The sequence below is a fragment of the Ancylobacter moscoviensis genome (assembly GCF_007559435.1).
GTDB classification, from domain to species: domain Bacteria; phylum Pseudomonadota; class Alphaproteobacteria; order Rhizobiales; family Xanthobacteraceae; genus Ancylobacter; species Ancylobacter moscoviensis.
In genome coordinates, this window is record NZ_VMBP01000001.1 from 1,024,775 (window position 1) to 1,046,777 (window position 22,003).

Consider the following 22,003-nt stretch of genomic DNA (forward strand, 5'->3'; position numbering starts at 1 on the left):
AAGATGGTCGGCTTATTACACGTACTCCGCGTTTATTGAAGTCAATACCGGATATCAGGTGGAAATATGTCAGTGGCTCTTTTCCGACAGCCTGTCGGTCCAGGCCAGCACGATGCCGGAGATGACGAAGACGATGTGGATGATGACCAGCCAGGTCAGCTCCTTCTCGTCCACCCCGCGGTCGAGATTCATGAACGCCTTGAGCAGGGCGATGGCGGAGATGGCGACGATGGAGGCCAGCAGCTTCTGCTTGAGGCCGGAGAAGTCGACCTTGGTCATCCATTCCGGCCAGTCGGCATGGCCCTCGGCGTCGATCTTGGAGACGAAGTTCTCGTAGCCGGAGAAGATGACGATGATGACGAGGCTGCCGGTGAAGGTGAGGTCGACCAGCGCGAGGATGCCGAGGATGGTGTCGCTCTCGTCGAAGGCGCTGGCGTGGCTGACGAAGTGCCACAGCTCGATGCCGAACTTGTACAGCAGCACCATCAGCGCGATGACGAGGCCGAGATAGAACGGCGCCATCAGCCAGCGGCTGAGAAAGATGAAGCGTTCGATGAACTTTTCCATGCGCCGGGACGGCTCCTCTCGCTGATGCGAGATGGGTGCCATGGCGTGGGGGCGGTGGGCAAGAGGGAAGAGGGAAGAGGGGCAACCCGCGCGCCGTCATGCCCGGCCTTGGGCCGGGCATTCACGACTTGGCTGCCGCAGGTCGGAAAAGTCGGAAAAGAAGGAAGACGTGGATGGCCGGGACAAGCCCGGCCATGACGTCGTGTTTGTCAGGCGGCGGGAGACGTTACGCCGCCACGCCCGTGCCGATGGGGCAGGAGACGCCGGTGCCGCCGAGGCCGCAATAGCCGTTCGGGTTCTTGGCGAGGTACTGCTGGTGGTAGTCCTCGGCGAAGTAGAAGGTCGGCGCGTCGACGATCTCGGTGGTGATCGCCGGGAAGCCCTTGGCCTTCAGCACGGCCTCATAGGCGGCCTTGCTGGCCTCGGCGGCGGTGCGCTGGGCGGGCGAGGTCGGGTAGATGCCGGAGCGATAGGTCGTGCCGACATCGTTGCCCTGCCGCATGCCCTGCGTCGGGTCGTGGCTTTCCCAGAACAGCTTCAGCAGTTGCTCGTAGGAGACCTTGGCGGGGTCGTAGACCACCAGCACCGCTTCGGCATGGCCGGTGAGGCCGGTGCAGGTCTCCTCATAGGTCGGGTTCGGCGTGATGCCGTTGATGTAGCCGACGGCCGTGACCCAGACGCCGGGCGTCTGCCAGAACTTGCGCTCCGCGCCCCAGAAGCAGCCGAGCCCGAAGATCGCGGTCCCGAAGCCCTGCGGATAGGGGCCCTTGAGCGGGTTCTTCGAGAGGAAGTGGCGTTCGGCGGTGGGCAGCGCGGTGGGACGGCCGGGCAGGGCCTGCTCCGGCGTGGGCAGGTCGAGACTCTTCTTGAAGAAGAACATGGGGAACATCCCTCGTTTGGTTGACCCCAATGTAGGCATTGCGGGCCGGTCTTTCGAGGGGCGCGCCCGTTCACGCCGTCGCGTTCGGGCCGGTCAGGCTGCTGCCCGCCGCCAATTACACCGCCCTGGGGCGGCCGATGAGCATGAGCAGCAGGCCGAGCACGCCCGCCACCACGAAGAGAGGGGCGCCGAGCACCGGCACGACGAGCGTTTCCCAGACACCCGCCGACACCCGCGTCTCCACGAAGGACTGGAAGCGCGTCAGCGAGTCCGGGCTGGTGGCGAGCCAGGTGACGCCGAGCGGCGTGGTGACGATCTCCGAGGAGGCGATGGAGCGCACCCCGTCCAGCACCAGCGCGACGAAGGCGCCGGCGAGAATCCAAAGACCCACGAAGCGGAAGAGGAAACGGATCATGCGCCGGCCTTGTCCCCGGGGCGCCGGAACACGGCGCCACTGTCCCCTCTTAGACGCCATCGCCGAGGCGCCGCAAGGCCGTATCCGGTCCGCGCGCCCTCCGGTGCCCGCCGCCGGGCGCGGAAGGCAGGATCGCCGGAGGCGTGCCGCCGCGTCATTCAGCCGCCGCCTCGCGTGTCCGTGAAGACCCTTAGCCTTGATTTGAATCAAGGTTGCGGCGCCCGCGCGGCGCAAAAGCTCGGCCCGAATATGGAGTCGTTCCAGATCACCCGATCGGAACCTGGAGGGTCGCATGAGCCAGCTAAACAGCTCCGACGGGCAAGAGGTCAGCGGTTCGGGCGCCACCGAGCCGGGCGTCGATCAGTCGGGCCGCAAGAAGATGACGTTCGGCGAGGGCGGCCTTGCCATCGTCTTCGCCATCCTCGCGCTGTCGTGCATCACGATCGCGGCCAAGGCGCAGGATACGGCTTATGCCTTCCACGCCTATCTCTCGGCCTTCGCCAGCATCGCGGCGGTGTTCGTCATCCTGAACCGCTATGTCGACCGTCCGGCGGCGCTGCCGCCGCTCGAGATCGACGGCAAGCCGAACTACAATTTCGGCCCGGTGAAGTTCGCCACCATCGCGGCGGTGTTCTGGGGCATCGCCGGCTTCACGATCGGCGTGATCATCGCCTTCCAGCTCGCCTTCCCGGCGCTCAACTTCGACCTGCCCTGGACGGCGTTCGGCCGGCTGCGCCCGCTGCACACTTCGGCGGTGATCTTCGCCTTCGGCGGCAACGTGCTGATCGGCACCTCGTTCTACGTGGTGCAGCGCACCTCGCGCGCCCGGCTCGCCGGCTATCTGGCGCCATGGTTCGTGGTGCTGGGCTACAACTTCTTCATCGTCATCGCCGGCACGGGCTATCTGCTGGGCATCACCCAGTCGAAGGAATATGCCGAGCCCGAATGGTACGCCGACCTGTGGCTGACCGTCGTGTGGGTGGCCTACCTGCTCGTGTTCCTGGCTACCATCTGGCGCCGCCGGGAGCCGCACATCTACGTGGCGAACTGGTTCTACCTGGCGTTCATCGTCACCATCGCCATGCTGCACCTCGGCAACAACGCCAGCATCCCGGTGTCGGTGTTCTCGCCCAAGTCCTACATCGTCTGGTCGGGCGTGCAGGACGCGATGGTGCAGTGGTGGTACGGCCACAACGCGGTGGGCTTCTTCCTCACCGCCGGCTTCCTCGCCATCATGTACTACTTCATCCCCAAGCGGGCGGACCGGCCGGTCTATTCCTACCGGCTCTCCATCGTCCACTTCTGGGCGCTGATCTTCATCTACATCTGGGCCGGTCCCCACCACCTGCACTACACGGCGCTGCCGGACTGGGCGCAGACGCTGGGCATGACCTTCTCGATCATCCTGTGGATGCCGAGCTGGGGCGGCATGATCAACGGCCTGATGACGCTCTCCGGCGCCTGGGACAAGCTGCGCACCGACCCCGTGCTGCGCATGATGGTGGTGTCGGTCGCCTTCTACGGCATGTCGACCTTCGAAGGCCCGATGATGTCGGTGAAGGCGGTGAACTCGCTGTCCCACTACACCGACTGGACCATCGGCCACGTGCATTCCGGTGCGCTGGGCTGGGTCGCCTACATCTCCTTCGGCGCCGTCTACTGCCTGGTGCCGTGGCTGTGGAACAAGAAGCAGCTCTACTCGCTCAAGCTGGTGAACTGGCACTTCTGGATCTCCACCATCGGCATCGTCTTCTACATCTCGGCGATGTGGGTGGCGGGCATCCTGCAGGGCCTGATGTGGCGGGCCTACACCTCGCTCGGTTTCCTCGAATACTCCTTCATCGAGACCGTCGAGGCGATGCACCCCTTCTACATCATCCGCGCGGTGGGCGGCGTGCTGTTCCTGATCGGCGCCCTGCTGATGGCCTTCAACATCTACATGACCATCCGCGAGCCTGAGACGGCTGAGGCCGATACCGGCGTGCGGGCCAATCCTTCCCTCGTGCCGGCTGAGTGAGGACCAACACCATGGCTGAGGCAGCCGCACCCAAGAAGTCGATCTGGGCCAAGCACGCCTTCCTCGAGAAGAACTCGATCTGGCTGCTGATCGGCATCCTGATCGTGGTCGCGATCGGCGGCCTCGTCGAGATCGTGCCGCTCTTCTACCTGAAGAGCACCATCGAGAAGGTCTCCGGCGTGCGTCCCTGGACGCCGCTGGAGCTGGCCGGGCGCAACATCTACATCCGCGAGGGCTGCTACAACTGCCACTCGCAGATGATCCGCCCGCTCCGCGACGAGGTCGAGCGCTACGGCCACTACTCGCTGGCGGCCGAGAGCATGTACGACCGGCCGTTCCAGTGGGGCTCCAAGCGCACCGGGCCGGATCTCGCCCGCGTCGGCAACAAATATTCCGACGAGTGGCAGCGCCAGCATCTCGCCGATCCGCGCTCGGTGGTGCCGGGCTCGATCATGCCCGGCTATCCTTTCCTGGCGCAGACCCGGCTGAAGGCCGACCACATCGGCGAGGATCTCAAGGTCAACGCCGTGCTCGGCGTGCCCTACACCGAGGAGATGATCGCCGGCGCGCTCACCGACCTACGCCTGCAGGCGACGCCCGACGGCGACGTGGCCGAATTGCAGAAGCGCTATCCGGGCGCGCAGGTACGCGACTTCGACGGCAATCCGCGGGAGCTGACCGAGGCCGACGCCCTGATCGCCTATCTGCAGGCGCTCGGCACGATGGTCGACTTCAAGCTCTACGACGACAAGGCAAACATCCGCTGAGGAGGCCGGGATGAACGAGACCTATCGCGCCCTCGCCGAGTTCGCCCAGACCTGGGGGCTTCTGTACTTCGTCGGCATCTTCCTCTGCGTCGTCGCCTACGCGCTGTCTCCCAGGCGCAAGAAGCAGTTCGAGGAAGCCGCCCGCATGCCTTTGCGCGAGGACTGATCATGGCCGACATTCACAAGAACGAGGTGGACGCGGTCAGCGGCGTCTCGACGACCGGCCACGAGTGGGACGGCATTCGCGAGCTGAACAACCCGCTGCCGCGCTGGTGGCTCTGGACCTTCTACGCCTGCATCGTCTGGGCGGTCCTGTACTGGATCGCCTATCCGGCTTGGCCGCTGGTGAGCAGCTACACCTACGGCGTGCTCGGCTGGAAGTCGCGCGACGCGGTGCAGGTGCAGCTTGCCGACCTGCGCGCCCAGCGCGCGGTGTTCGCCGACAAGCTGGCGGCGGCCTCGCTGACGGAGATCGAGAGCAATCCCGAGCTGCTGTCCTTCGCCCGCGCCCAGGGCCGCGCCGCCTTCGGCGACAACTGCGCGCCCTGCCACGGCTCGGGCGCGGCCGGCTCGCCGGGCTATCCGAACCTGAACGACGACGACTGGTTGTGGGGCGGCTCGCTGGAGCAGATCCAGCAGACCATCCTGCACGGCATCCGCTCGACCGATCCGGACGCGCATGTCGGCGACATGATGGCCTTCGGGCGCGACGGCATCCTCCCGCGGCCGGAGGTCGTGGCGGTGGCCGACTATGTCCGCTCGCTCTCGAACCTGCCGGTGCCGCAGGGCGTGACGCCGGACCTCGCCAAGGGCAAGGAGGTCTTCGACGCCAACTGCGCCGCCTGCCACGGGCCGGACGGCAAGGGGAACCCGGAGCTCGGCGCCCCCAACCTGACGGACGGCATCTGGCTCTACGGTTCGGGCCGCGACAACGTGATCGCGTCCATCACCAACGGTCGCGCCGGCATCATGCCGGCCTGGGCCGGACGCCTCGACCCGACGACGGTCAAGGCGCTCACCGTCTACGTACATTCGCTCGGGGGCGGCAGGTAGCGGGTGCGCGGGGCGGTTGAGGCTATGCGGCGGGGCGTCCCAGCGACGTCCCGCCGCATAAGCATTTTTCCGCCCGGCAAGCCCCGGATGAACGCTTCCGGCCGCCGGGTTTAGAAAACCTACAGGCAGGCGTCGGCAGGCGAGACGTCGGGGACGGACATGAACGTGGCGACCAAGGTGCAGAAGCTCGAAGCCGACGGGGGCGTCGACGACGCCCCGCTCTACGAAGCCCGGCGCAAGATCTACCCGATCGCCGTGCACGGCACGTTCCGGCGCATCAAGTGGGCGCTGCTCGTCATCACGCTGGGCATCTACTACCTGCTGCCCTTCGTGCGCTGGGACCGCGGGCCGAACGCGCCGTCGCAGGCTGTGCTCGTCGACCTCGCCAACGGCCGGTTCTACTTCTTCTTCATCGAGATCTGGCCGCAGGAAATCTACTACGTCACCGGCCTGCTCATCCTCGCCGCGCTGGTCCTGTTCCTGATGAACGCGGTCGCCGGGCGCCTGTGGTGTGGCTATCTCTGCCCGCAGACCGTGTGGACGGACCTCTTCCAGGCGATTGAGCGCATGGTCGAGGGCGATCCGCGCGAGCGCCGCGAGAAGCAGAAGAACGCCTCGAAGGCGCAGCGGGCGTTCGAGGCCGCCTCCAAGCACTTCCTCTGGCTGATGGTGGCGTGGTGGACCGGCGGCGCCTGGGTGCTCTACTTCGCCGACGCGCCCACCCTGGTCTGGCAGCTCTTCACCGGCACCGCGCCGCTGGTCGCCTATGCGTGGATCGGCATCCTCACCTTCACCACCTATGTGCTCGCCGGCCACATGCGCGAGCAGGTGTGCACCTATATGTGCCCGTGGCCGCGCATCCAGGCCGCGCTGACCGACGAATACGCCTTCAACGTCACCTATCGCTACGACCGGGGCGAGCCGCGCAACTCCTTCAAGAAGGCCGAGGCGCTTAAGCTGCAGGGCCTGCCCGCCGGCGACTGCGTGGATTGCCGCCAGTGTGTCGCCGCCTGCCCGACCGGGGTCGATATCCGGCTCGGCAGCCAGCTCGACTGCATCCAGTGCGGCCTGTGCATCGACGCCTGCGACACGGTGATGAAGAAGGTCGGCCGCCCGGCCGGCCTGATCGCCTACGACACCGAGATGAACGTCCAGCGCCGGCAGAAGGGCCTGCCGCCGGTGCGCAAGCTGTTCCGCGCCCGCACCGTGCTCTACACCGCGCTGATCGCCGTGGTCGGCGGCATCATGGTGGCGGCGCTGGCGACGCGCGGCTCGGAAGGCGTGTCCGTGATCCACGACCGCAACCCGCTCTTCGTCCAGCTTTCCGACGGCTCGATCCGCAACGCCTACACGCTGCGCATCGTCAACAAGCAGCCGATGCCGCGCCGCTTCGCCATCTCGGTCGAGGGCGTGCCGGAGGCCCGGCTGGAGATTGCCGGCGGCATCGCCGAGACCGAGAATGGCCAGCCGGTGGTCGAGGTCGGCCCCGACCAGACCTACGAGCTGCGCGCCCTCGTCTCCACCCACGCCAGGCTGCCGGCCAACGCGTCGCTCGACGTCACCTTCCACATCGCCGATGTGGCCGGCGGCGAGACCAGCTCGGCTCCCGACCATTTCAAGGGCCCCTGAGGCCCCTCCGGAGGAAGACCCATGGCATCGCGCGCGACTTCCCCCGATGGCAGCGGACGGCCTCTCACGGGCCGTACCGTGCTGATCTTCTTCATCGCCTTCTTCGGCGTGGTGTTCGGCGCCAACTTCCTGCTGGTGCGCGCCGCCGTGACCAGCTTCGGCGGGGTGGAAACCGAGAGCGCCTATAAGGCCGGTCTCGCCTTCCGGCAGGAAAGCGAGGCCGCGGCCGCGCAGGACGCCCGCAACTGGAAGGTCGAGGCGCATGTCGAGCCGGGCCGGCTCGACGTCGCCGCACGCGACGCGCAGGGGCGCCCGCTCGCCGATGTCGCGCTCACCGCCGTCCTCCAACACCCGACCGATCGGCGGCTCGACGTGACGCTCGATCCGGTGCCGGTGAGCGCCGGCCTGTGGCGGGCGAGCGACGAGGTGACGGCGGGCCAGTGGGAACTGGTGATCGAGTTCAGCCGCGACGGCGAGCGCCTGTTCCGCTCCACCAACCGCGTCATCGTCCGCTAGGAACGCGCGAGATGGGCGCGCAGGTCATCTCCTTCCCCGCCGCCGGGCGATCGGTTCCGTCAGGCGGAGCCGTGCCGCAGGCGGCGCCCGGGCCGGACGACGCCAGGGATTCCGCCCCGGATTACTCGCTGTTCCTGCGCCATGATCCGGGCGGACAGGCGGAAATGGCCTTCGCCGTCGAGGGCATCGACTGCGCCGCCTGCATCGACGAGATCGAGGATGCCGCCGAGGCGCTGCCCGGCGTCGCGCGGGCGCGGCTGAACTACACGACGCACCGCCTGACCGTCGGCTGGGACGCCGATGCCGAACCGCGCCCCGACGTGGTGCTGCAGGCGCTGGCGAAGACCGGCTACCGCGCCTATCCCTTCGAGGCCGACCGGCTCGAGGAGATCGAGAACCGGACCTCGCGCCACCTGCTGCGCTGCCTCGCCGTGGCCGGCTTCGCCATGATGAACATCATGCTGCTGTCGGTGTCGGTGTGGTCGGGCAACGTCACCGACATCACGCCGGAGACGCGCGACCTCTTCCACTGGCTCTCGGCGCTGATCGCGCTGCCGGCCGCCGCCTATGCCGGCCAGCCCTTCTTTCAGAGCGCCCTGCGGGCGCTGAGATCGCGCTCGCTCAACATGGACGTGCCGATCTCGCTCGGCGTGCTGCTGGCGCTCGGCGTGTCGGTGTTCGAGACGCTGCATCACGGCGAGCACGCCTATTTCGACTCGGCGGTGATGCTGCTCTTCTTCCTGCTCACCGGCCGCTATCTCGACCACGCCATGCGCCGCAAGACGCGGGCGGAGGCCGGCAATCTCGCCGCGTTGAAGGCGATGACCGCTAATCGCGTCGAGCCGGACGGGCGGTTGGTCACCGTGCCCGCCGCCGCCGTGAAGCCCGGCGACGAGGTGATGCTGCGCGCTGGCGAACGCGCGCCGGTCGACGGCGTGGTGATCTCCGGCACCGCCTCGGTCGACGACAGCCTGGTGACCGGCGAGACGCTGCCGCGTGCGGTGGCCGCCGGCGAGACCGTGCACGCCGGCAGCCTGATCCATGACGGCGTGCTGCGCCTGCGGACCACGGCGGTGGGCGAGGACACCTTCCTCGACGAGATCGAGCGGCTGCTCGACAAGGCCTCGACGGCGCGCGGTCGCTACATCCGCCTTGCCGACCGCGCGGCGCGGCTCTACGCGCCGATGGTGCACACCACCGCGCTGCTGTCGCTCGTCGGCTGGCTGCTCGTCGGCGCCTCGGTGCATCAGGCGGTGCTCATCGCCGTGGCGGTGCTCATCATCACCTGCCCCTGTGCGCTGGCGCTGGCCGTGCCGGCGGTGCAGGTGGTGGCCGCCGGCACGCTGATGCGCAACGGCGTGCTGATCAATTCCGGTGACACCTTCGAGCGGCTGGCCGAGATCGACACCGTCGCCTTCGACAAGACCGGCACGCTCACCCTTCCCGAGCCGCGTCTGGCGGATGAAGCCGCGGTGCCCCCGGCGCTGCTGGCCGCTGCCGCCCGGCTCGCGCTCGCCAGCACCCATCCGCTGGCGCGGGCGATCGCCGCCGCCCATCCCGGCGCCGTGCCGCCGGAGGATGCCCGCGAGGTGTCCGGGGCGGGTGTCGAGGCGCAGATCGACGGCGTGGCGGCCCGGCTGGGCAGTCCCTCCTTCTGCGGCTGCGAGAATCTTGCCGCCGCCGCGGCGGCCGAGGCGCCCGACGCCTCCTTCGTGGCCGTGCGGCTGGGCGATCGATGCGCGGTGCTGAAGGTGCGGCAGGCGCTGCGGCCGGACGCGCGGGCGGTGATCGACGAGCTGCGGCGCGCCGGCAAGCAGGTCGTGCTGCTCTCGGGCGACCGCCGCGCGGCGGTAGCGCCGGTGGCAGCCGCGCTCGGCATCGCCGACTGGTGGGCCGAGGCGCGTCCCGGCGACAAGATCGCGGTGCTGGAAAGCCTCGCCGCCAAGCGCCGGCGCGTGCTGATGGTCGGTGACGGCATCAACGACGCGCCCTCGCTCGCCGCCGCCCATGTCTCGCTGTCGCCGATCACCGCAGCGGACGTGACCCGCGCCCATGCCGATGCGGTGTTCCTCGGCGAGAAGCTGGGCCCGGTCGCCACCGCGCTCCACGTAGCCGCCAAGGCGCGCCACCTGATGCGGCAGAACCTGTTGATCGCCGTGGTCTACAATCTCATCGCCGTGCCGCTGGCCATCGCCGGCTATGTGACGCCGCTGGTCGCGGCCCTCGCCATGTCCGGCTCGTCTGTTATCGTCACGGTCAACGCGCTGCGGGCGCGCAGCGGCGCGACGTCCGCCGGCGCACGCGCCGCGTCCGCCGCCGCCGTCAGCAGCGCCCCGCTCGGGGCTGGGGAGGTGGCATGAGCGTGCTTCTCTATCTCGTGCCGGCGGCGCTGAGCCTCGGCTTCCTCGGCCTCGCCGCCTTCCTGTGGTCGCTGCGCGCCGGCCAGTATGACGATCTGGAAGGCGCCGCCGTCCGCGTGCTTGCCGACGACGATCTGCGCGAGGACGATGCCTCCGGGTCCCCGCGCGGCAGAGGCGCGCGGGGATGAGCGGGGCCGACCTCCTCGCCGTCGAGAGCGAGGCCGCGCGGGCCGGGCGGCTCGGCTGCGCCTGCCCGGAAGATGCGCCGCGCGCGCTGCGCCGCTCGCTCGGTTCCGGCCGCCTCGCCGCCGGCTTCGCGCTGGTGGTGCTGGCGCAGGCGCTGACGCTCGGGGCGCTGCCGCTGGCCGGCGCCATGCTGGCGCCGCTGGAAAGCGCCGGTTCCCTCCCGCTCGCTTCCCTGCCGCTCGCCGCCTTCCTGCTCGGCGCGGCGCTCGCCAGCCTGCCGGCGAGTTTCCTGCTCGACACTTTCGGCCGTCGCGCCGGCTTCGCGCTCGGGGCGAGCCTCGGCGTCGCCGGCGGGCTGCTCGCGGCCTATGCGATGATGCTCGCGGCCTTCCCGATGCTGGTGCTCGGGGCGCTCTGGCTCGGTGCCGCGCAGGGCTTCGGCATGTTCTACCGCCACGCGGCGGCCTTCGGCGCGGGGAGCGATGGGCGGGGCGCTGCCGTGGCGCGGCTCATCGGCGCCGGTGCGCTGGCCGGCCTCATCGGCCCGCTGCTGGCCGGGACGGCGGAGGAGCTGTTCCTGCCCTACACCTTCGCCGGCACGCTGGTGCTGGCGGCCCTCGCCCAGCTCGGCGCGCTGGCCTTCGCGGTGGCGTTGCCGGAAGCGCGCTTCTCCCATGCCGAGCTGACCGTCGAGGCGATGCAGGCCGCGCCGGTTTCCACGCCGCTGGCCTGGCGGGCTCTGGTCCTGCCGACCCTGCTCGGCGCGCTCGCCTGGGGCGCCATGACCAGCGCCATGGCCGGCGCGCCCCTGTCGCTGGCCGGCTGCGGGGTCGGCGTGCCGCTGATCTCCGGCGTCGTCGCCTGGCACGTGGTGGCGATGTACGCCCCGGCGCTGGCTGGCGGTGCCCTGGCGCGCAGGATCGGCGCGACGCCGCTGGCGGCCGGCGCGCTGCTCCTGTGCGTCGGCGCGGCGGTCGTGGCGGCACAGGCTAGCGAGGCGGGCCTGATCGCGGCCGCCTTCCTCGCGGTGGGCGCCGGCTGGTCGCTGGCCACTCTCGGCGCGACGCTGATGCTGCATGCCGCCGGCACGCCCTCGCGCCTCCAGCTCGCCGCGCATGACGGCCTGCTGCTGACGGCGGCGCTCGTCGGGACCTTCGTCTGACGCGCCCGCCCGCTTCCTCCTGAACGCGCCGATTCCCGGCATGTCCGCGCGCGCCGGCTCGCTTGCTTGACCGGCCGCCGCATTTATGTAAGTGATCGTTCACTGACAAAAACGAATCGGGAGGATCGGCGATGTTCACGCGGCTCATGACGGCCCGGCGTTTCGCTCCGCTGTTCTGGTGCCAGTTCTTCGCCGCGTTCAACGACAACTTCGTGAAGAACGCGATGGCGCTGCTGATCCTCTATGGCATCGCCCATGTGAATGGCGGTGCGCTGGTGACGCTGGCGGGTGGGGTGTTCATCCTGCCCTTCTTCCTGTTTTCGAGCCTCGGGGGCCAGCTCGCCGACCGTTACGACAAGTCGCGGATCGCCCGGCGGGTGAAGTTCGCCGAGATCTGGATCGTGCTGGTCGCCAGCGCCGGCTTCGTGATGCAGTCGATCCCCGTCCTGTTCGTCGGTCTGTTCCTGATGGGCACGCTCAGCGCGCTGTTCGGGCCGGTGAAGTACGGCATCCTGCCGGATCACCTCGCCGAGGACGAGCTCGTCGCCGGCAACGCGCTGATCGAGACCGCCACCTTCGCCGCCATCCTCGGCGGCACGGTCGGCGGCGCGCTCGCCATCACCCATACCGGCGACTGGGCGGTCGCCGGCTTCACCTTCGTGCTGGCGGTGATCGCCTGGCTGTCGGCCCGCGCCATCCCGCGCACCCTGCCGGGCGACCCGAATCTGAAGATCGACCGCAACATCTGGCGCAGCACGATGACGCTGCTGGCCGAGCTCAGGTCCGAACCGCCGATCTGGCGCGGCGCGCTGATCGTCTCCTGGTTCTGGCTCGTCGGCGCCGTCGTGCTGTCGCTGCTGCCGACGCTGGTGAAGGAGAGTGTCGGCGGGCTGGAAAGCGTGGTGACGCTGTTCCTCGTGCTCTTCACCATCGGCGTCGCCATCGGCTCGACACTCGCCGCCCGGCTGTCGGAAGGGCGCATCATGCTCGCCATCGTGCCGGCTGCCGGCTTGCTGATGGGCGTCTTCGCCTTCTACGTCGCAGGGCTGATGGGCTCGCTGACGCCGGGCGCCGCGCCGGTCGGCTGGTACGAATTCCTCACCTCGGGGCCGGGCATCCACGCCGCCATCGGGCTCATCGGCCTCGCCGCGTCCGGCGGCGCCTTCGTGGTCCCGACCTTCGCCTATATCCAGGCCGAGGCCGGCGAGGACCGCCGTGCCCGGGTGATCGCCGGCAACAACGTGCTCAACGCCGCTTTCATGGTGGCAGGCGCGGTGGTGGTGGCGGGCCTGCAGATCGCCGGCCTCGGCGCCCCCGCGCTGATCGCCATCATCGGCGGCGCCAGCCTCGTCGTCGCGGTGATGGTGGGGCGCGCCTTCCAGGGGCAGGTGCTGCGCGACCTCATCAAGCTGGTGTTCCGGGTGCTGTTCCGCGTCGAGGTGACGGGGGCCGAGCATCTCAAGGCCGCCGGCCCCGGCTCGGTGATCGCCATCAACCATGTGAGCTTCCTCGACGCGCCGCTGATCATGGCGCTGCTCGACAACGATCCCGTCTTCGCGGTCGATCGCGGCATCGCCGAGCGCTGGTGGGTGAAGCCTTTCCTCAAGCTGGTGCGGGCCTTTCCGCTTGACCCGACCAAGCCGCTGGCGACGCGCGACCTCATCCGCCTCGTCCAGCAGGGCGAGCAGCTGGTCATCTTCCCGGAAGGGCGGATCACCGTCACCGGCTCGATCATGAAGATCTATGACGGCTCGGCCCTCGTCGCCGACAAGGCGGATGCATCCGTTGTACCGGTGCGCATCGAGGGGCTGGAGCAGACCTATTTCTCGCGGCTGGACAGTCACCAGACCCGCAAGCGGCTGTTCCCCAAGGTGCGAGTCACCATCCTCCCGCCGCGCAAGCTCAAGGTCGATCCCGAGCTGTTCGGCCGCAAGCGCCGGCGCATGGCCGGCGCGGCGCTCTACGACGTGATGAGCGACCTCGTCTTCGAGACCAGCCACACCCGCATGAGCGTCTATCAGGCGGTGGAGGAGGCGGCGGTGCGCCTCGGCAAGGGGCGCATCGTGGTCGAGGACCCGCTCGGCACGGTGCTCACCTATCGCAAGCTGCTGCTCGGCGCGAAGATCCTCGGCGCCAAGCTGGCGGCGCAGACCCAGCCGGGCGAGAAGGTCGGCGTGCTGCTGCCCAACGCCGCCGGCCTCGCCGTGGTGCTCATGGCCCTGGCCCGCCATGGCCGCGTGCCGGTGATGCTGAACTACACCGCCGGCGCCACCAATCTCGTCGCCGCCTGCACCGCGGCCGAGGTGAAGCTCGTCGTCGCCTCGCGCGCCTTCATCGAGAAGGCGCGGCTCGAAGCGGACGTCGCCGAGCTGGAGAAGCATGTCCGCGTGCTGATGAGCGAGGAGATCCGGGCCAGCGTCACCACCGCCGACAAGCTCGCGGCCATGCTGCCCTCGCGCTCGCCCAGGCCCGCCGATCCCGACAGCCCGGCCTTCATCCTCTTCACCTCGGGCTCGGAGGGGTCGCCGAAGGGCGTCGTGCTCTCCCACCGCAACGTGCTGACCAACGTCGCGCAGGTGGCGGCGCGGATCGACTTCTCGCCCGCCGACATCATGTTCAACGTGCTGCCGGTGTTCCATTCCTTCGGGCTCACCGGCGGGCTGATGCTGCCGCTGGTCTCGGGGCTGAAGTGCTACCTCTACCCTTCGCCGCTGCACTACCGGATCATCCCGGAGCTGGTCTACGCCACCAACGCCACCGCCATCGTCGGCACCGACACCTTCCTCATGGGCTATGCCCGCACCGCGAACCCCTATGACTTCCGCTCGTTGCGCTTCGTTGTGGCGGGGGCGGAGCCGGTCAAGGCCGAGACGCGGCGCGTCTGGATGGAAAAGTTCGGCCACCGCATCCTCGAAGGCTACGGCGTCACCGAATGCTCGCCCGTGCTGGCGGTGAACACGCCGATGTTCAACCGCGTCGGCACGGTGGGCCGGCTGCTGCCGGGCATCAACCACCATCTGGAGGCCATGCCCGGCATCGAGGATGGCGGCCGGCTGCAGGTGCGCGGGCCGAACGTGATGCTCGGCTATCTGCGCGCCGAGGCGCCCGGCGTGATCGAGCCGCCGGAACATGGCTGGTACGACACCGGCGACATCGTCGCCATTGATGAGGAAGGCTTCGTCGCCATTCGCGGGCGGGTGAAGCGCTTCGCCAAGATCGCCGGCGAGATGATCTCGCTTGCCGCCGTCGACGCCATGGTGGCGGCGCTCCGTCCCGATGCCGAGCATGTGGCGGTCGCGGTGCCGGACGCCCGGCGCGGTGAGCGCATCATCCTGATGACCACCGCCCCGGATCTCACCCGCGCGGCCTTGCAGGCGCATGGCCGCGAGCGCGGTGTGAGCGAGCTGATGATCCCCGCCGAGATCCTGCCCATGGACGAACTGCCGCTGCTCGGCAGCGGCAAGGTGGACTTTACCAAGGCCCGCGTCATCGCGCTGGAGACCATCGCCGCGCGCGGCGCCAGGGCGGCGGGAGAAAACGTGTGAACGCGCCGCGGCGCACCCCTTCGCGCGGCGGCGTCCGCCGGGGGCGCGACGGTGCCGACACCCGGGCCCGCATCGAGGCGGTGGCGCTGGAGCTGTTCGCCGGCAAGGGCGTGGCGGGCACCTCGGTGCGCGACATCGCCCAGGGGGTGGGGGTGAGCGAGGGGGCGCTCTACCGCCACTTCGCCTCCAAAGAGGAACTGGCGCGCGAATTGTTCCTTACCCGTTACGCGGCGCTGGCGGCGGAGATCTGCGCCATCGACGACCGCGAGCCGGACCTCGCCTCCCGGCTCGCCGCCGTGGTCGCGCGCGCCTGCGAGCTGTTCGACACCGAGCCGGCGCTGTTCGCCTATCTGCTCATCCACCAGCACGAGCATCTGGGCTCGGTGCCGGAGGGGCCGGAGGAAAACGTGGTGGAGGCGGTGGCGCGGCTGATGCGCCGGGCCGGCGTGCCGGCCGCCCGCGCCGGCCTCGTCGGCGCCATGGCGCTGGGTTGCGTCGTGCAGCCGGCGGTGTTCGCGCTCTATGGGCGGATCGAGGGGCCGCTGTCGGCGCAGGCCGACGCCATCGCCCGCGCCGTCACGGCCATCGTGGAAGGGGCGGGAAAACCCTGAGCGCTGTCATGCCCGGCCTTGTGCCGGGCATCCACGACTTTTCTCACGCCGTCATCCCGGACGGTCCGCAGGACCGATCCGGGATCGTGTGCCGATTGGAGAGCGATCCCGGCTCTGCGGCTTCGTCTTCGGCCGGGATGACGGTCTATGAGGAAGGCGTCGTCGCCCTCAGAACAGTTTCATGCCGGGCGGAATGGGCAGGCCGGCGGTCAGGGCCTGCGTCTTTTCCTGCACGAGACGCTCGCCCTTGGCGCGTGCCTCGGCATGGGCGGCGACCACGAGGTCTTCGAGGATCTCCGCCTCGTCCGGGTTGAGCAGGCTCGGGTCGATATGGATGGCCTTCAGCGCGCCCTTGGCGGTGAGACGCACCGTGACCATGCCGCCGCCGGCCGCACCGTCGACCTCGACGGAGTCCAGCTCGGCCTGGAGCTGCTCCATCTTGGACTGCATCTCCTTCACCTTGGACATGATGCCGAGAAGGTCTTTCATCCGGAACTCCTTGTCAGAACTCGATCTCGTCGTCCGGCCCCGGCCCGTCGTCGCGGGCGGCCATCAGATCGGAATCGCTTACGAAATCGGTGCCCTGCTCGTCCACCGCCTGCGTGCGTACGTCGACGATGGAGGCACCGGGGAAGCGCGCCAGCGCGGCGGCGACGAGCGGGTCGGCGCGCACGCCGGTCATCATCGCGTCGCGGGCGGATTTCGCCTGCTCGGCGAGTGTCGGCTCGCCCTCCTCGCGCGAGAGCGCGACCAGCCAGCGCCGGCCGGTCCATTCGGAGAGCTTGGACTGCAGTTCCTGGATCAGGTTCGGCGAACCACCCGGCGCTAGCGCCAGTTCCAGCCGGCCATCCTCGAAGGCGACGAGCCGGACATGGTTCTCCAGCGAGAACTTCGTCTTCAGGTCGCGCCTGGCCGCGGCCAGCGCCACCACTTCGTCGAAAGTGCCGAGCTGCGTGCCCGGCGCGGTTTCGGGCGAGGCGGCGGGGGCAGGGCGGGGCATGCCGCGCGCGGCGACCGAGAGGTGGCTCGCCACACTGGGGGCGGAAGAGGGCGCGGGTGTGGGGGCGCTGAAGGCGCGGGGCGCCATTGCCGCCATCGCCGACCCGCCGCCGCCAATGCCGCTCCCCGCGACGCCGCCTCCTGTGGGTCCGCCGGAACCATTGCCGCCCGCCGGCGGCCGGCTGGCCGGCTCGTCCGCTGCGCCCTCGCGCAGTCGGCGCAGCGCCTCGTCCGGGGTCGGCAGATCGCTGGCATAGGCGAGGCGCACCAGCACCATCTCCGCCGCCTGCATGGGCTTGGCCGCCTGCTGCACCTCGGCGAGGCCCTTGGTCAGCATCTGCCACGCCCGTGAGAGCACCCGCATGGACAGCGCCTTGGCGAAGTCGCGCCCGCGCGTGCGCTCCGCCTCGACCAGGGCGGGGTCGTCGCCGGTCTCCGGCAGGATCTTCAGCTTGGTGACGAGATGGGTGAACTCGGCGAGGTCGGTGATGACGACCGCCGGGTCGGCGCCGGAATCGTACTGCTCGCGCAACTCGGTCAGCGCCTGGGCGATGTCGCCCTTCATGATCTGCTCGAACAGGTCGATCACCCGCCCGCGATCCGCCAGCCCCAGCAGCGCCCGCACCTGCTCGCCATGCACGGTGTTGCCGGAGGTCTGTCCGCCCGCATGGGCGATCGCCTGGTCGAGCAGCGAGAGCGCGTCGCGCACCGAGCCCTCGGCGGCGCGCGCCACGAGGCTCAGCGCCTCGGTGTCGATGCCCACGCCCTCGGCGTCGCAGATGCCGCGCAGGTGCCGCGCCAGCGTGCCGGCCTCGACGCGGCGCAGGTCGAAGCGCTGGGTGCGCGAGAGCACCGTCACCGGCACCTTGCGGATCTCTGTGGTGGCGAAGATGAACTTCACATGCTCGGGCGGCTCCTCGAGCGTCTTCAGCAGGCCGTTGAAGGCCGCCGTCGAGAGCATGTGCACTTCGTCGATGATGAAGACCTTGTAGCGCGCCAGCACCGGCTTGTAGCGCGCCGCCTCGATGATCTCGCGGATATCGCCGATGCCGGTGTTGGAGGCGGCGTCCATCTCCTGCACGTCGACGTGCCGGCTCTCGATGATGTCGCGGCAGTGGCGGCCGAGCACGGGCATGTCGAGCGTCGGCGCGCCGCCGCCCGCCGGGCCGTCGGCCGGCTCGTAGTTGAGCGCGCGGGCGAGGATGCGGGCGGTGGTGGTCTTTCCCACGCCGCGCACGCCGGTGAGGATGTAGGCCTGCGCGATGCGGCCGGACGCGAAGGCGTTCTTCAGCGTGCGGACCATCGCCTCCTGGCCGATCAGGTCGGCGAAGGTCTGCGGACGGTACTTGCGCGCCAGCACGCGGTAGGGCGTGGCGGGGGAGGACGACGGCGCGGCCGCGGCGACGGGCGTGTCGAACCCCAGGCCCGGGCCATCGTCGGGCATCAGGCCGGTGGTCTCGTCGGACATGTCGGGCGTGTCGGCGCTCATCGTCCCTCGCTCATGGCCCCTTCATATCATCGCCGGTGGCCCATGGGGCAACCGCCGCGGCGCGCGGATGGGGAAAAATCGGGGAAGGGCGCATCGTCGCGGCCGCGCCCGCGCGAAGCGGGAGCACGATTGGCCGTCGATGCGGGGCAATGAGGTGGGAGGCTGGACAGAGACCCGAGACCGGGCTCGTTGGGGCTGCTTCCTTCCGGATCTGACCCGGTTGGCGAGTGGCTCGTCCACCGCCAACCTCCCGCCGCCTATATCGGGCAGATGGGCGGGCGATGCAAGGGGGCCCCGATCTCCCGCATCCGGGGCCGGTCACCGCCCCGCCAGCCCCTCGATCAGCCGGTAGACCGCCTTCACCCGCTCCGCGTTGGGGTAGTTGCGGTTGGCCAGCACGACGATGCCGAGCTTCGACGCCGGCAGCATCACCACATAGGCGCCGAAGCCGTTGGTCGAGCCGGTCTTATTGATCAGCACGTCGGTCTGCGGCGCCAGCGGCGGGGCGAGCCGGGTGAAGGGCTGCGGCTTCAGCGCCATGTCCATCGAATTGCCGGCGAGCAGGCGGTCGAGGCCGACCGGCCAGGGATACTGCTCCCAGATCATGTCCTGCACGTAGGAGGCGGTCTCGAAATAGCCGGTGCGGGTGCGGGCGAGCGCGCGCGCGACCTGCGGCGGCAGCTCGAAGGCGCCGAGATGGGCGTCGAGGAAGCGCAGCATGTCGCGGGCGGTGGACTTCACCCCGTAGGCTTCCGGCTCCAGCAGCGTCGGCGTCACCCGCGCCGGGCGGTTCGCCTTGGTGTAGCCCATGGCGTAGCGCGGCATGGCCGCCGGCGGCACGTTGACGAAGGTGCTCGTCAACCCCAGCAGGGGGAAGAGTTCGTCCTGCGCGGCGGTGGAGAAGCGGGTGCCGAGTGCGCGCGCCGTCGCCAGGCCGAGCACGCCGATGCTGACATTGGAATAGGAACGGCGCGTCTCCGGCGCCGCCGCCGGGCGCCAGGCGGCCAGCCAGTCGAGCAGCGCCGCCTCGCTGGCGATGCCGGGCGGCAGCTGCAGCGGCAGGCCGCCGGTGGCGTGGGTGGCGAGGTCGATGGCGGTGAGGGCGCCGAAGGGCGTGTCCTTCAGCCGGGGCAGATAGGTCGAGACCGGGGCGTCGAGCACCATCTCGCCGCGCTCGGCGGCCAGCGCCGCGAGGGCGACGTTGAAGGTCTTGCTGACCGAGCCGAGTTCGAACAGCGTGTCGCCGTCCACCGGCGCGCCGCCCTTCCGCGCCGTCTGTCCGAGGGCGTAGATCGCGTGCTGGCCGTTCCGCGTGACGCCGACGACGAGGCCGGGAATGTCGTTGGCCCTGGCGAGCGGGCGGAAGATGCCGTCGGCGAGGCGCCGGAAATCGGCGTCTTCCTGCGCCGCTGCCGGCGTGGCGAGCGCGATCAGGGCGAGGAGCATCGGCAGGGCGCGGCGGGAGACGTGCATCACCAGGGTCCGTTGAGTGCAGGGCCGTTGAGTGCGACGGACCTAGCGGGCGAATTTGGCCACCGTTGGGAGGCTGGCCGATTTCTTCCCTTTTTCCCCATCCCAGTCGACGCGCCTCAAATATTTAGCCGGCAAATTTGTCGGTAGCCCGGATCAGCTGGTCCAGTATCCCCGGCTCGGAATAGGCGTGCCCGGCGCCCTCGATCAGGTGGAACTCGGCATCCGACCACGCCTTGTGCAGTTCCCAGGCGTAGCGTGCCGGGCAGGGCATGTCGTAGCGCCCGTGGACGATCACCCCCGGAATGCCCGTCAGCCGGTGGGCGTCGTCGAGCAGCTGGCGTTCCCGCAGCCAGGCGTCGTGGACGAAGAAGTGGTTCTCGATGCGCGCGAAGGCCAGCGCGTAGTGCCCGTCGCGGAAGGGGGTGGTGAAGGCGGGGTCGGGCAGCAGCGTGATGGTCTCGCCCTCCCAGATCGCCCACGCCTTGGCGGCCTCCAGCTTCACCGCCTCGTCCGGGCCGGTGAGCAGGGCGCGGTAGGCGCGGATCGGATCGGCCCGCTCGGCCTCGCTCTTCAAGGGCGCGAGGAAGCGTTCCCACTTGTCGGGGAACATCTGCGAGACGCCGAAGCGGTAGTACCAGTCGAGCTCGGCGCGGGTGAGCGTGTAGACGCCGCGCAGGATCAGCTCGCTGACCCGTTCGGGGTGCGTCTGCGCATAGGCGAGCGCCAGCGTCGAGCCCCAGGAGCCGCCGAACACCTGCCACCGCGCGAAGCCGAATGTCTCGCGCAGGCGCTCGATATCGGCGACGAGGTGCCAGGTCGTGTTGTTCTCCAGCTCTGCATAGGGCGTGGAGCGCCCGCAGCCGCGCTGGTCGAACAGGATCACGTCGTAGCGGGCGGGGTCGAACAGGCGGCGCTGCCCCGGCGAGATGCCGCCGCCTGGCCCGCCATGCAGGAACACCGCCGGCTTGGCACCCCGGGTGCCGACGCGCTCCCAGTAGATGGAATGGCCGTCGCCGACATCCAGCATGCCGGTCTCGAAGGGCTCGATGGGCGGATAGAAGCTGCGCAGTTCGCTCATGTCGGCGGGCCATATGTCCGGGGAAGGAAGGCGGAGGGCGGTGGGGCGACGGGCGGCGGGCCGGTCCGGGGATCACTTGACCCCCATGAAGGTGAACGGCGCCGCGTCCGTGAATTTGGCGGTGGCGTCGCCGTCATAGGTGATGTCCTGCCGCGGGCCGAGCTCCAGCTTCTTCACCTTGCCGGTCTCGGCCGAGAAGTCGATCGAGCCGAGGCTCACCCAGAACACGTTGGGCGTCACCGCCGATTCGAAAAAGTAGAGCTTGCGCCGGTGGTCGACTACCGAGCGCCAGCGGGTCGAGGAGACGTAGGGCTGCTCGGGCGTGTTGAGGCCGTAGGGCACCGAGACGTTGCGGATGACGCTGAACACGCTGGCGAGGGCGAGGTTGGGGTCCTTCTCCTTCGGGATGGCGTTCACGTAGAAGGAGGCGCGGGTGAAGCGGTCGGCGGCCCGGTTGGTGCCGGGCAGCATGATCAGCCCGCCGATCTGCTCCCAGTAGCTGGAGAGCGCGAGCTGCTGGTCGTAGCTCGGCGAGTTGGTCATCACCTGATACTGCCGGCCGTGGTGGATGATCTGCCGGCCGCCGATATATTCGATCACCGCGCTGTCGCCGGTCGGGTCGGAAATCGCCATGTGCAGCGTGGCGAGGCGCGAGCCGTCCGGCAGGTCGGCGGAGACGACGGTGAAAGGCTCCGTCTCCAGCACCGCCACCGCCTCGGCCACGGTGGCGAAATTGTCCAGCACGTATTGCGCCCACAGCGAGATGGCGAGGCCGGGCTTGCTGCCGTCGAAGGGCGGGTATTCGGATTCGGTGAGCCAGAGCACGTTGGCGGCGAGGCCGGCCTCGTTCACCCCGTCCACCGTCGCCACGTCGAAGCCGGAGGCGACGACGCTGCCATGCTTCGCCGTCCAGCGGATCGAGTTCGGCCCGGCCTTGCCCTCGCGCGCGATGCCGCGCGGCAGGATCCACAGATTGGTCGGGATGTCCGTCGTCCAGTCCATGGAGCGGGCGGTCATGACGTTGCCCTCCGGCCCGAGATAGACGAGGCGGGTGCAGGCGAGCGCCGGGGCGGGACCGGCGGCGAGAAGGCCGGCGAGCGCGAGGGCGATCAGGCGCCCGGACAGGCGTTCTGCCACGCGGGCGGGGCGACGGATGAAGCGGTGCGGCATCGGCTTGGCTCCGGATGGGTCATGCGCCGCATGGCGACGCGCACATAGGACGGCGCGCGAACGCGTCGCTGCGGGCGGGGAGGGCC

General features: G+C 69.6%; 19 protein-coding genes and 1 other RNA gene. 11 read left to right on the plus strand and 9 right to left on the minus strand.

Annotated elements, in window-relative coordinates:
• Nucleotides 1-69: 69 nt before the first annotated feature.
• The 3 genes from FO470_RS04750 to FO470_RS04760 all read right to left on the minus strand — a co-directional run bounded on the left by FO470_RS04750 (nt 70) and on the right by FO470_RS04760 (nt 1,862).
• Nucleotides 70-567 (minus strand): TIGR00645 family protein, encoded by a 498-nt coding sequence (locus FO470_RS04750; protein ID WP_144341728.1) that lies wholly within the window; start codon nt 565-567, stop codon nt 70-72.
• 226 nt (nt 568-793) lie between these two features.
• Nucleotides 794-1,447, minus strand: coding sequence for a peptide-methionine (S)-S-oxide reductase MsrA (gene msrA, locus FO470_RS04755; RefSeq protein WP_144341729.1), 654 nt, complete (start codon nt 1,445-1,447; stop codon nt 794-796).
• A 115-nt stretch (nt 1,448-1,562) separates the two neighbouring features.
• Nucleotides 1,563-1,862, minus strand: a complete 300-nt coding sequence (locus FO470_RS04760; protein ID WP_144341730.1) for a hypothetical protein — start codon at nt 1,860-1,862, stop codon at nt 1,563-1,565.
• 379 nt (nt 1,863-2,241) lie between these two features.
• On the opposite strand from FO470_RS04760, the gene ccoN reads away from it, so the two are divergent.
• From ccoN to FO470_RS04815, 11 genes are all read left to right on the plus strand, one after another.
• Nucleotides 2,242-3,879 carry a cytochrome-c oxidase, cbb3-type subunit I gene (ccoN, locus tag FO470_RS04765; RefSeq protein ID WP_144342067.1) on the plus strand — a complete coding sequence of 546 codons (1,638 nt, stop codon included), beginning with the start codon at nt 2,242-2,244 and terminating at the stop codon, nt 3,877-3,879.
• A gap of 11 nt (nt 3,880-3,890) precedes the next feature.
• Complete coding sequence (ccoO, locus tag FO470_RS04770) at nt 3,891-4,646, plus strand: cytochrome-c oxidase, cbb3-type subunit II (RefSeq protein ID WP_144341731.1); 756 nt, start codon at nt 3,891-3,893, stop codon at nt 4,644-4,646.
• A 10-nt stretch (nt 4,647-4,656) separates the two neighbouring features.
• On the plus strand, nt 4,657-4,812 hold the full coding sequence (locus FO470_RS04775) for a cbb3-type cytochrome c oxidase subunit 3 (RefSeq protein WP_144341732.1): 156 nt from the start codon (nt 4,657-4,659) through the stop codon (nt 4,810-4,812).
• Nucleotides 4,813-4,814: 2 nt separating this feature from the next.
• On the plus strand, nt 4,815-5,699 hold the full coding sequence (ccoP, locus tag FO470_RS04780; RefSeq protein ID WP_144341733.1) for a cytochrome-c oxidase, cbb3-type subunit III: 885 nt from the start codon (nt 4,815-4,817) through the stop codon (nt 5,697-5,699).
• Nucleotides 5,700-5,858: 159 nt separating this feature from the next.
• The gene (gene ccoG, locus FO470_RS04785; protein ID WP_144341734.1) at nt 5,859-7,328 is read left to right on the plus strand and encodes a cytochrome c oxidase accessory protein CcoG; all 1,470 of its coding nucleotides are present in this window, start codon (nt 5,859-5,861) and stop codon (nt 7,326-7,328) included.
• Nucleotides 7,329-7,349: 21 nt separating this feature from the next.
• Entirely contained in the window at nt 7,350-7,844 is a 495-nt protein-coding gene (locus FO470_RS04790; RefSeq protein ID WP_144341735.1) for a FixH family protein, read from the plus strand.
• A gap of 11 nt (nt 7,845-7,855) precedes the next feature.
• Nucleotides 7,856-10,204, plus strand: coding sequence for a heavy metal translocating P-type ATPase (locus FO470_RS04795; RefSeq protein WP_144341736.1), 2,349 nt, complete (start codon nt 7,856-7,858; stop codon nt 10,202-10,204).
• The gene (gene ccoS, locus FO470_RS04800) at nt 10,201-10,392 is read left to right on the plus strand and encodes a cbb3-type cytochrome oxidase assembly protein CcoS (protein WP_144341737.1); all 192 of its coding nucleotides are present in this window, start codon (nt 10,201-10,203) and stop codon (nt 10,390-10,392) included. Before FO470_RS04795 ends, ccoS begins: the two co-directional genes overlap by 4 nt.
• Nucleotides 10,389-11,552: an MFS transporter gene (locus FO470_RS04805; protein WP_144341738.1), complete on the plus strand. Its 1,164-nt coding sequence runs from the start codon at nt 10,389-10,391 to the stop codon at nt 11,550-11,552. The genes ccoS and FO470_RS04805 overlap by 4 nt, the downstream gene beginning before the upstream one ends.
• Nucleotides 11,553-11,683: 131 nt before the next feature.
• Nucleotides 11,684-15,097 carry an acyl-[ACP]--phospholipid O-acyltransferase gene (locus tag FO470_RS04810; protein WP_144341739.1) on the plus strand — a complete coding sequence of 1,138 codons (3,414 nt, stop codon included), beginning with the start codon at nt 11,684-11,686 and terminating at the stop codon, nt 15,095-15,097.
• Entirely contained in the window at nt 15,094-15,708 is a 615-nt protein-coding gene (locus FO470_RS04815; RefSeq protein ID WP_144341740.1) for a TetR/AcrR family transcriptional regulator, read from the plus strand. Before FO470_RS04810 ends, FO470_RS04815 begins: the two co-directional genes overlap by 4 nt.
• 168 nt (nt 15,709-15,876) lie before the next feature.
• On the opposite strand, the gene FO470_RS04820 is transcribed toward FO470_RS04815, so the two are convergent.
• The 6 genes from FO470_RS04820 to FO470_RS04845 form a co-directional block, all read right to left on the minus strand.
• Nucleotides 15,877-16,197: a YbaB/EbfC family nucleoid-associated protein gene (locus FO470_RS04820; RefSeq protein ID WP_144341741.1), complete on the minus strand. Its 321-nt coding sequence runs from the start codon at nt 16,195-16,197 to the stop codon at nt 15,877-15,879.
• A 13-nt stretch (nt 16,198-16,210) separates the two neighbouring features.
• Nucleotides 16,211-18,196, minus strand: coding sequence for a DNA polymerase III subunit gamma/tau (locus tag FO470_RS04825; protein ID WP_144341742.1), 1,986 nt, complete (start codon nt 18,194-18,196; stop codon nt 16,211-16,213).
• Nucleotides 18,197-18,349: 153 nt separating this feature from the next.
• An RNA gene (ffs, locus tag FO470_RS04830) (signal recognition particle sRNA small type) lies at nt 18,350-18,448 on the minus strand.
• A 66-nt stretch (nt 18,449-18,514) separates the two neighbouring features.
• Nucleotides 18,515-19,669, minus strand: a complete 1,155-nt coding sequence (gene ampC / locus FO470_RS04835) for a class C beta-lactamase (RefSeq protein ID WP_246659470.1) — start codon at nt 19,667-19,669, stop codon at nt 18,515-18,517.
• 124 nt (nt 19,670-19,793) lie between these two features.
• Nucleotides 19,794-20,747: a prolyl aminopeptidase gene (gene pip, locus FO470_RS04840; RefSeq protein WP_144341744.1), complete on the minus strand. Its 954-nt coding sequence runs from the start codon at nt 20,745-20,747 to the stop codon at nt 19,794-19,796.
• 72 nt (nt 20,748-20,819) lie between these two features.
• Nucleotides 20,820-21,917 (minus strand): linear amide C-N hydrolase, encoded by a 1,098-nt coding sequence (locus FO470_RS04845; RefSeq protein ID WP_144341745.1) that lies wholly within the window; start codon nt 21,915-21,917, stop codon nt 20,820-20,822.
• Nucleotides 21,918-22,003 lie beyond the last annotated feature (86 nt).

Excerpts from the sequence above, each read along its gene's own strand:
- pip (WP_144341744.1), bottom strand. The coding sequence starts at position 20,747 with ATGAGCGAACTGCGCAGCTTCTATCCGCCCATCGAGCCCTTCGAGACC.
- msrA (WP_144341729.1), bottom strand. The coding sequence starts at position 1,447 with ATGTTCTTCTTCAAGAAGAGTCTCGACCTGCCCACGCCGGAGCAGGCC.
- ccoG (WP_144341734.1), top strand. The coding sequence starts at position 5,859 with ATGAACGTGGCGACCAAGGTGCAGAAGCTCGAAGCCGACGGGGGCGTC.
- FO470_RS04760 (WP_144341730.1), bottom strand. The coding sequence starts at position 1,862 with ATGATCCGTTTCCTCTTCCGCTTCGTGGGTCTTTGGATTCTCGCCGGC.
- FO470_RS04825 (WP_144341742.1), bottom strand. The coding sequence starts at position 18,196 with ATGAGCGCCGACACGCCCGACATGTCCGACGAGACCACCGGCCTGATG.
- FO470_RS04790 (WP_144341735.1), top strand. The coding sequence starts at position 7,350 with ATGGCATCGCGCGCGACTTCCCCCGATGGCAGCGGACGGCCTCTCACG.
- FO470_RS04845 (WP_144341745.1), bottom strand. The coding sequence starts at position 21,917 with ATGCCGCACCGCTTCATCCGTCGCCCCGCCCGCGTGGCAGAACGCCTG.
- ccoO (WP_144341731.1), top strand. The coding sequence starts at position 3,891 with ATGGCTGAGGCAGCCGCACCCAAGAAGTCGATCTGGGCCAAGCACGCC.
- FO470_RS04775 (WP_144341732.1), top strand. The coding sequence starts at position 4,657 with ATGAACGAGACCTATCGCGCCCTCGCCGAGTTCGCCCAGACCTGGGGG.
- ccoS (WP_144341737.1), top strand. The coding sequence starts at position 10,201 with ATGAGCGTGCTTCTCTATCTCGTGCCGGCGGCGCTGAGCCTCGGCTTC.
- FO470_RS04750 (WP_144341728.1), bottom strand. The coding sequence starts at position 567 with ATGGAAAAGTTCATCGAACGCTTCATCTTTCTCAGCCGCTGGCTGATG.
- FO470_RS04805 (WP_144341738.1), top strand. The coding sequence starts at position 10,389 with ATGAGCGGGGCCGACCTCCTCGCCGTCGAGAGCGAGGCCGCGCGGGCC.
- FO470_RS04795 (WP_144341736.1), top strand. The coding sequence starts at position 7,856 with ATGGGCGCGCAGGTCATCTCCTTCCCCGCCGCCGGGCGATCGGTTCCG.
- ccoP (WP_144341733.1), top strand. The coding sequence starts at position 4,815 with ATGGCCGACATTCACAAGAACGAGGTGGACGCGGTCAGCGGCGTCTCG.
- FO470_RS04820 (WP_144341741.1), bottom strand. The coding sequence starts at position 16,197 with ATGAAAGACCTTCTCGGCATCATGTCCAAGGTGAAGGAGATGCAGTCC.
- ccoN (WP_144342067.1), top strand. The coding sequence starts at position 2,242 with ATGACGTTCGGCGAGGGCGGCCTTGCCATCGTCTTCGCCATCCTCGCG.
- ampC (WP_246659470.1), bottom strand. The coding sequence starts at position 19,669 with ATGCACGTCTCCCGCCGCGCCCTGCCGATGCTCCTCGCCCTGATCGCG.
- FO470_RS04810 (WP_144341739.1), top strand. The coding sequence starts at position 11,684 with ATGTTCACGCGGCTCATGACGGCCCGGCGTTTCGCTCCGCTGTTCTGG.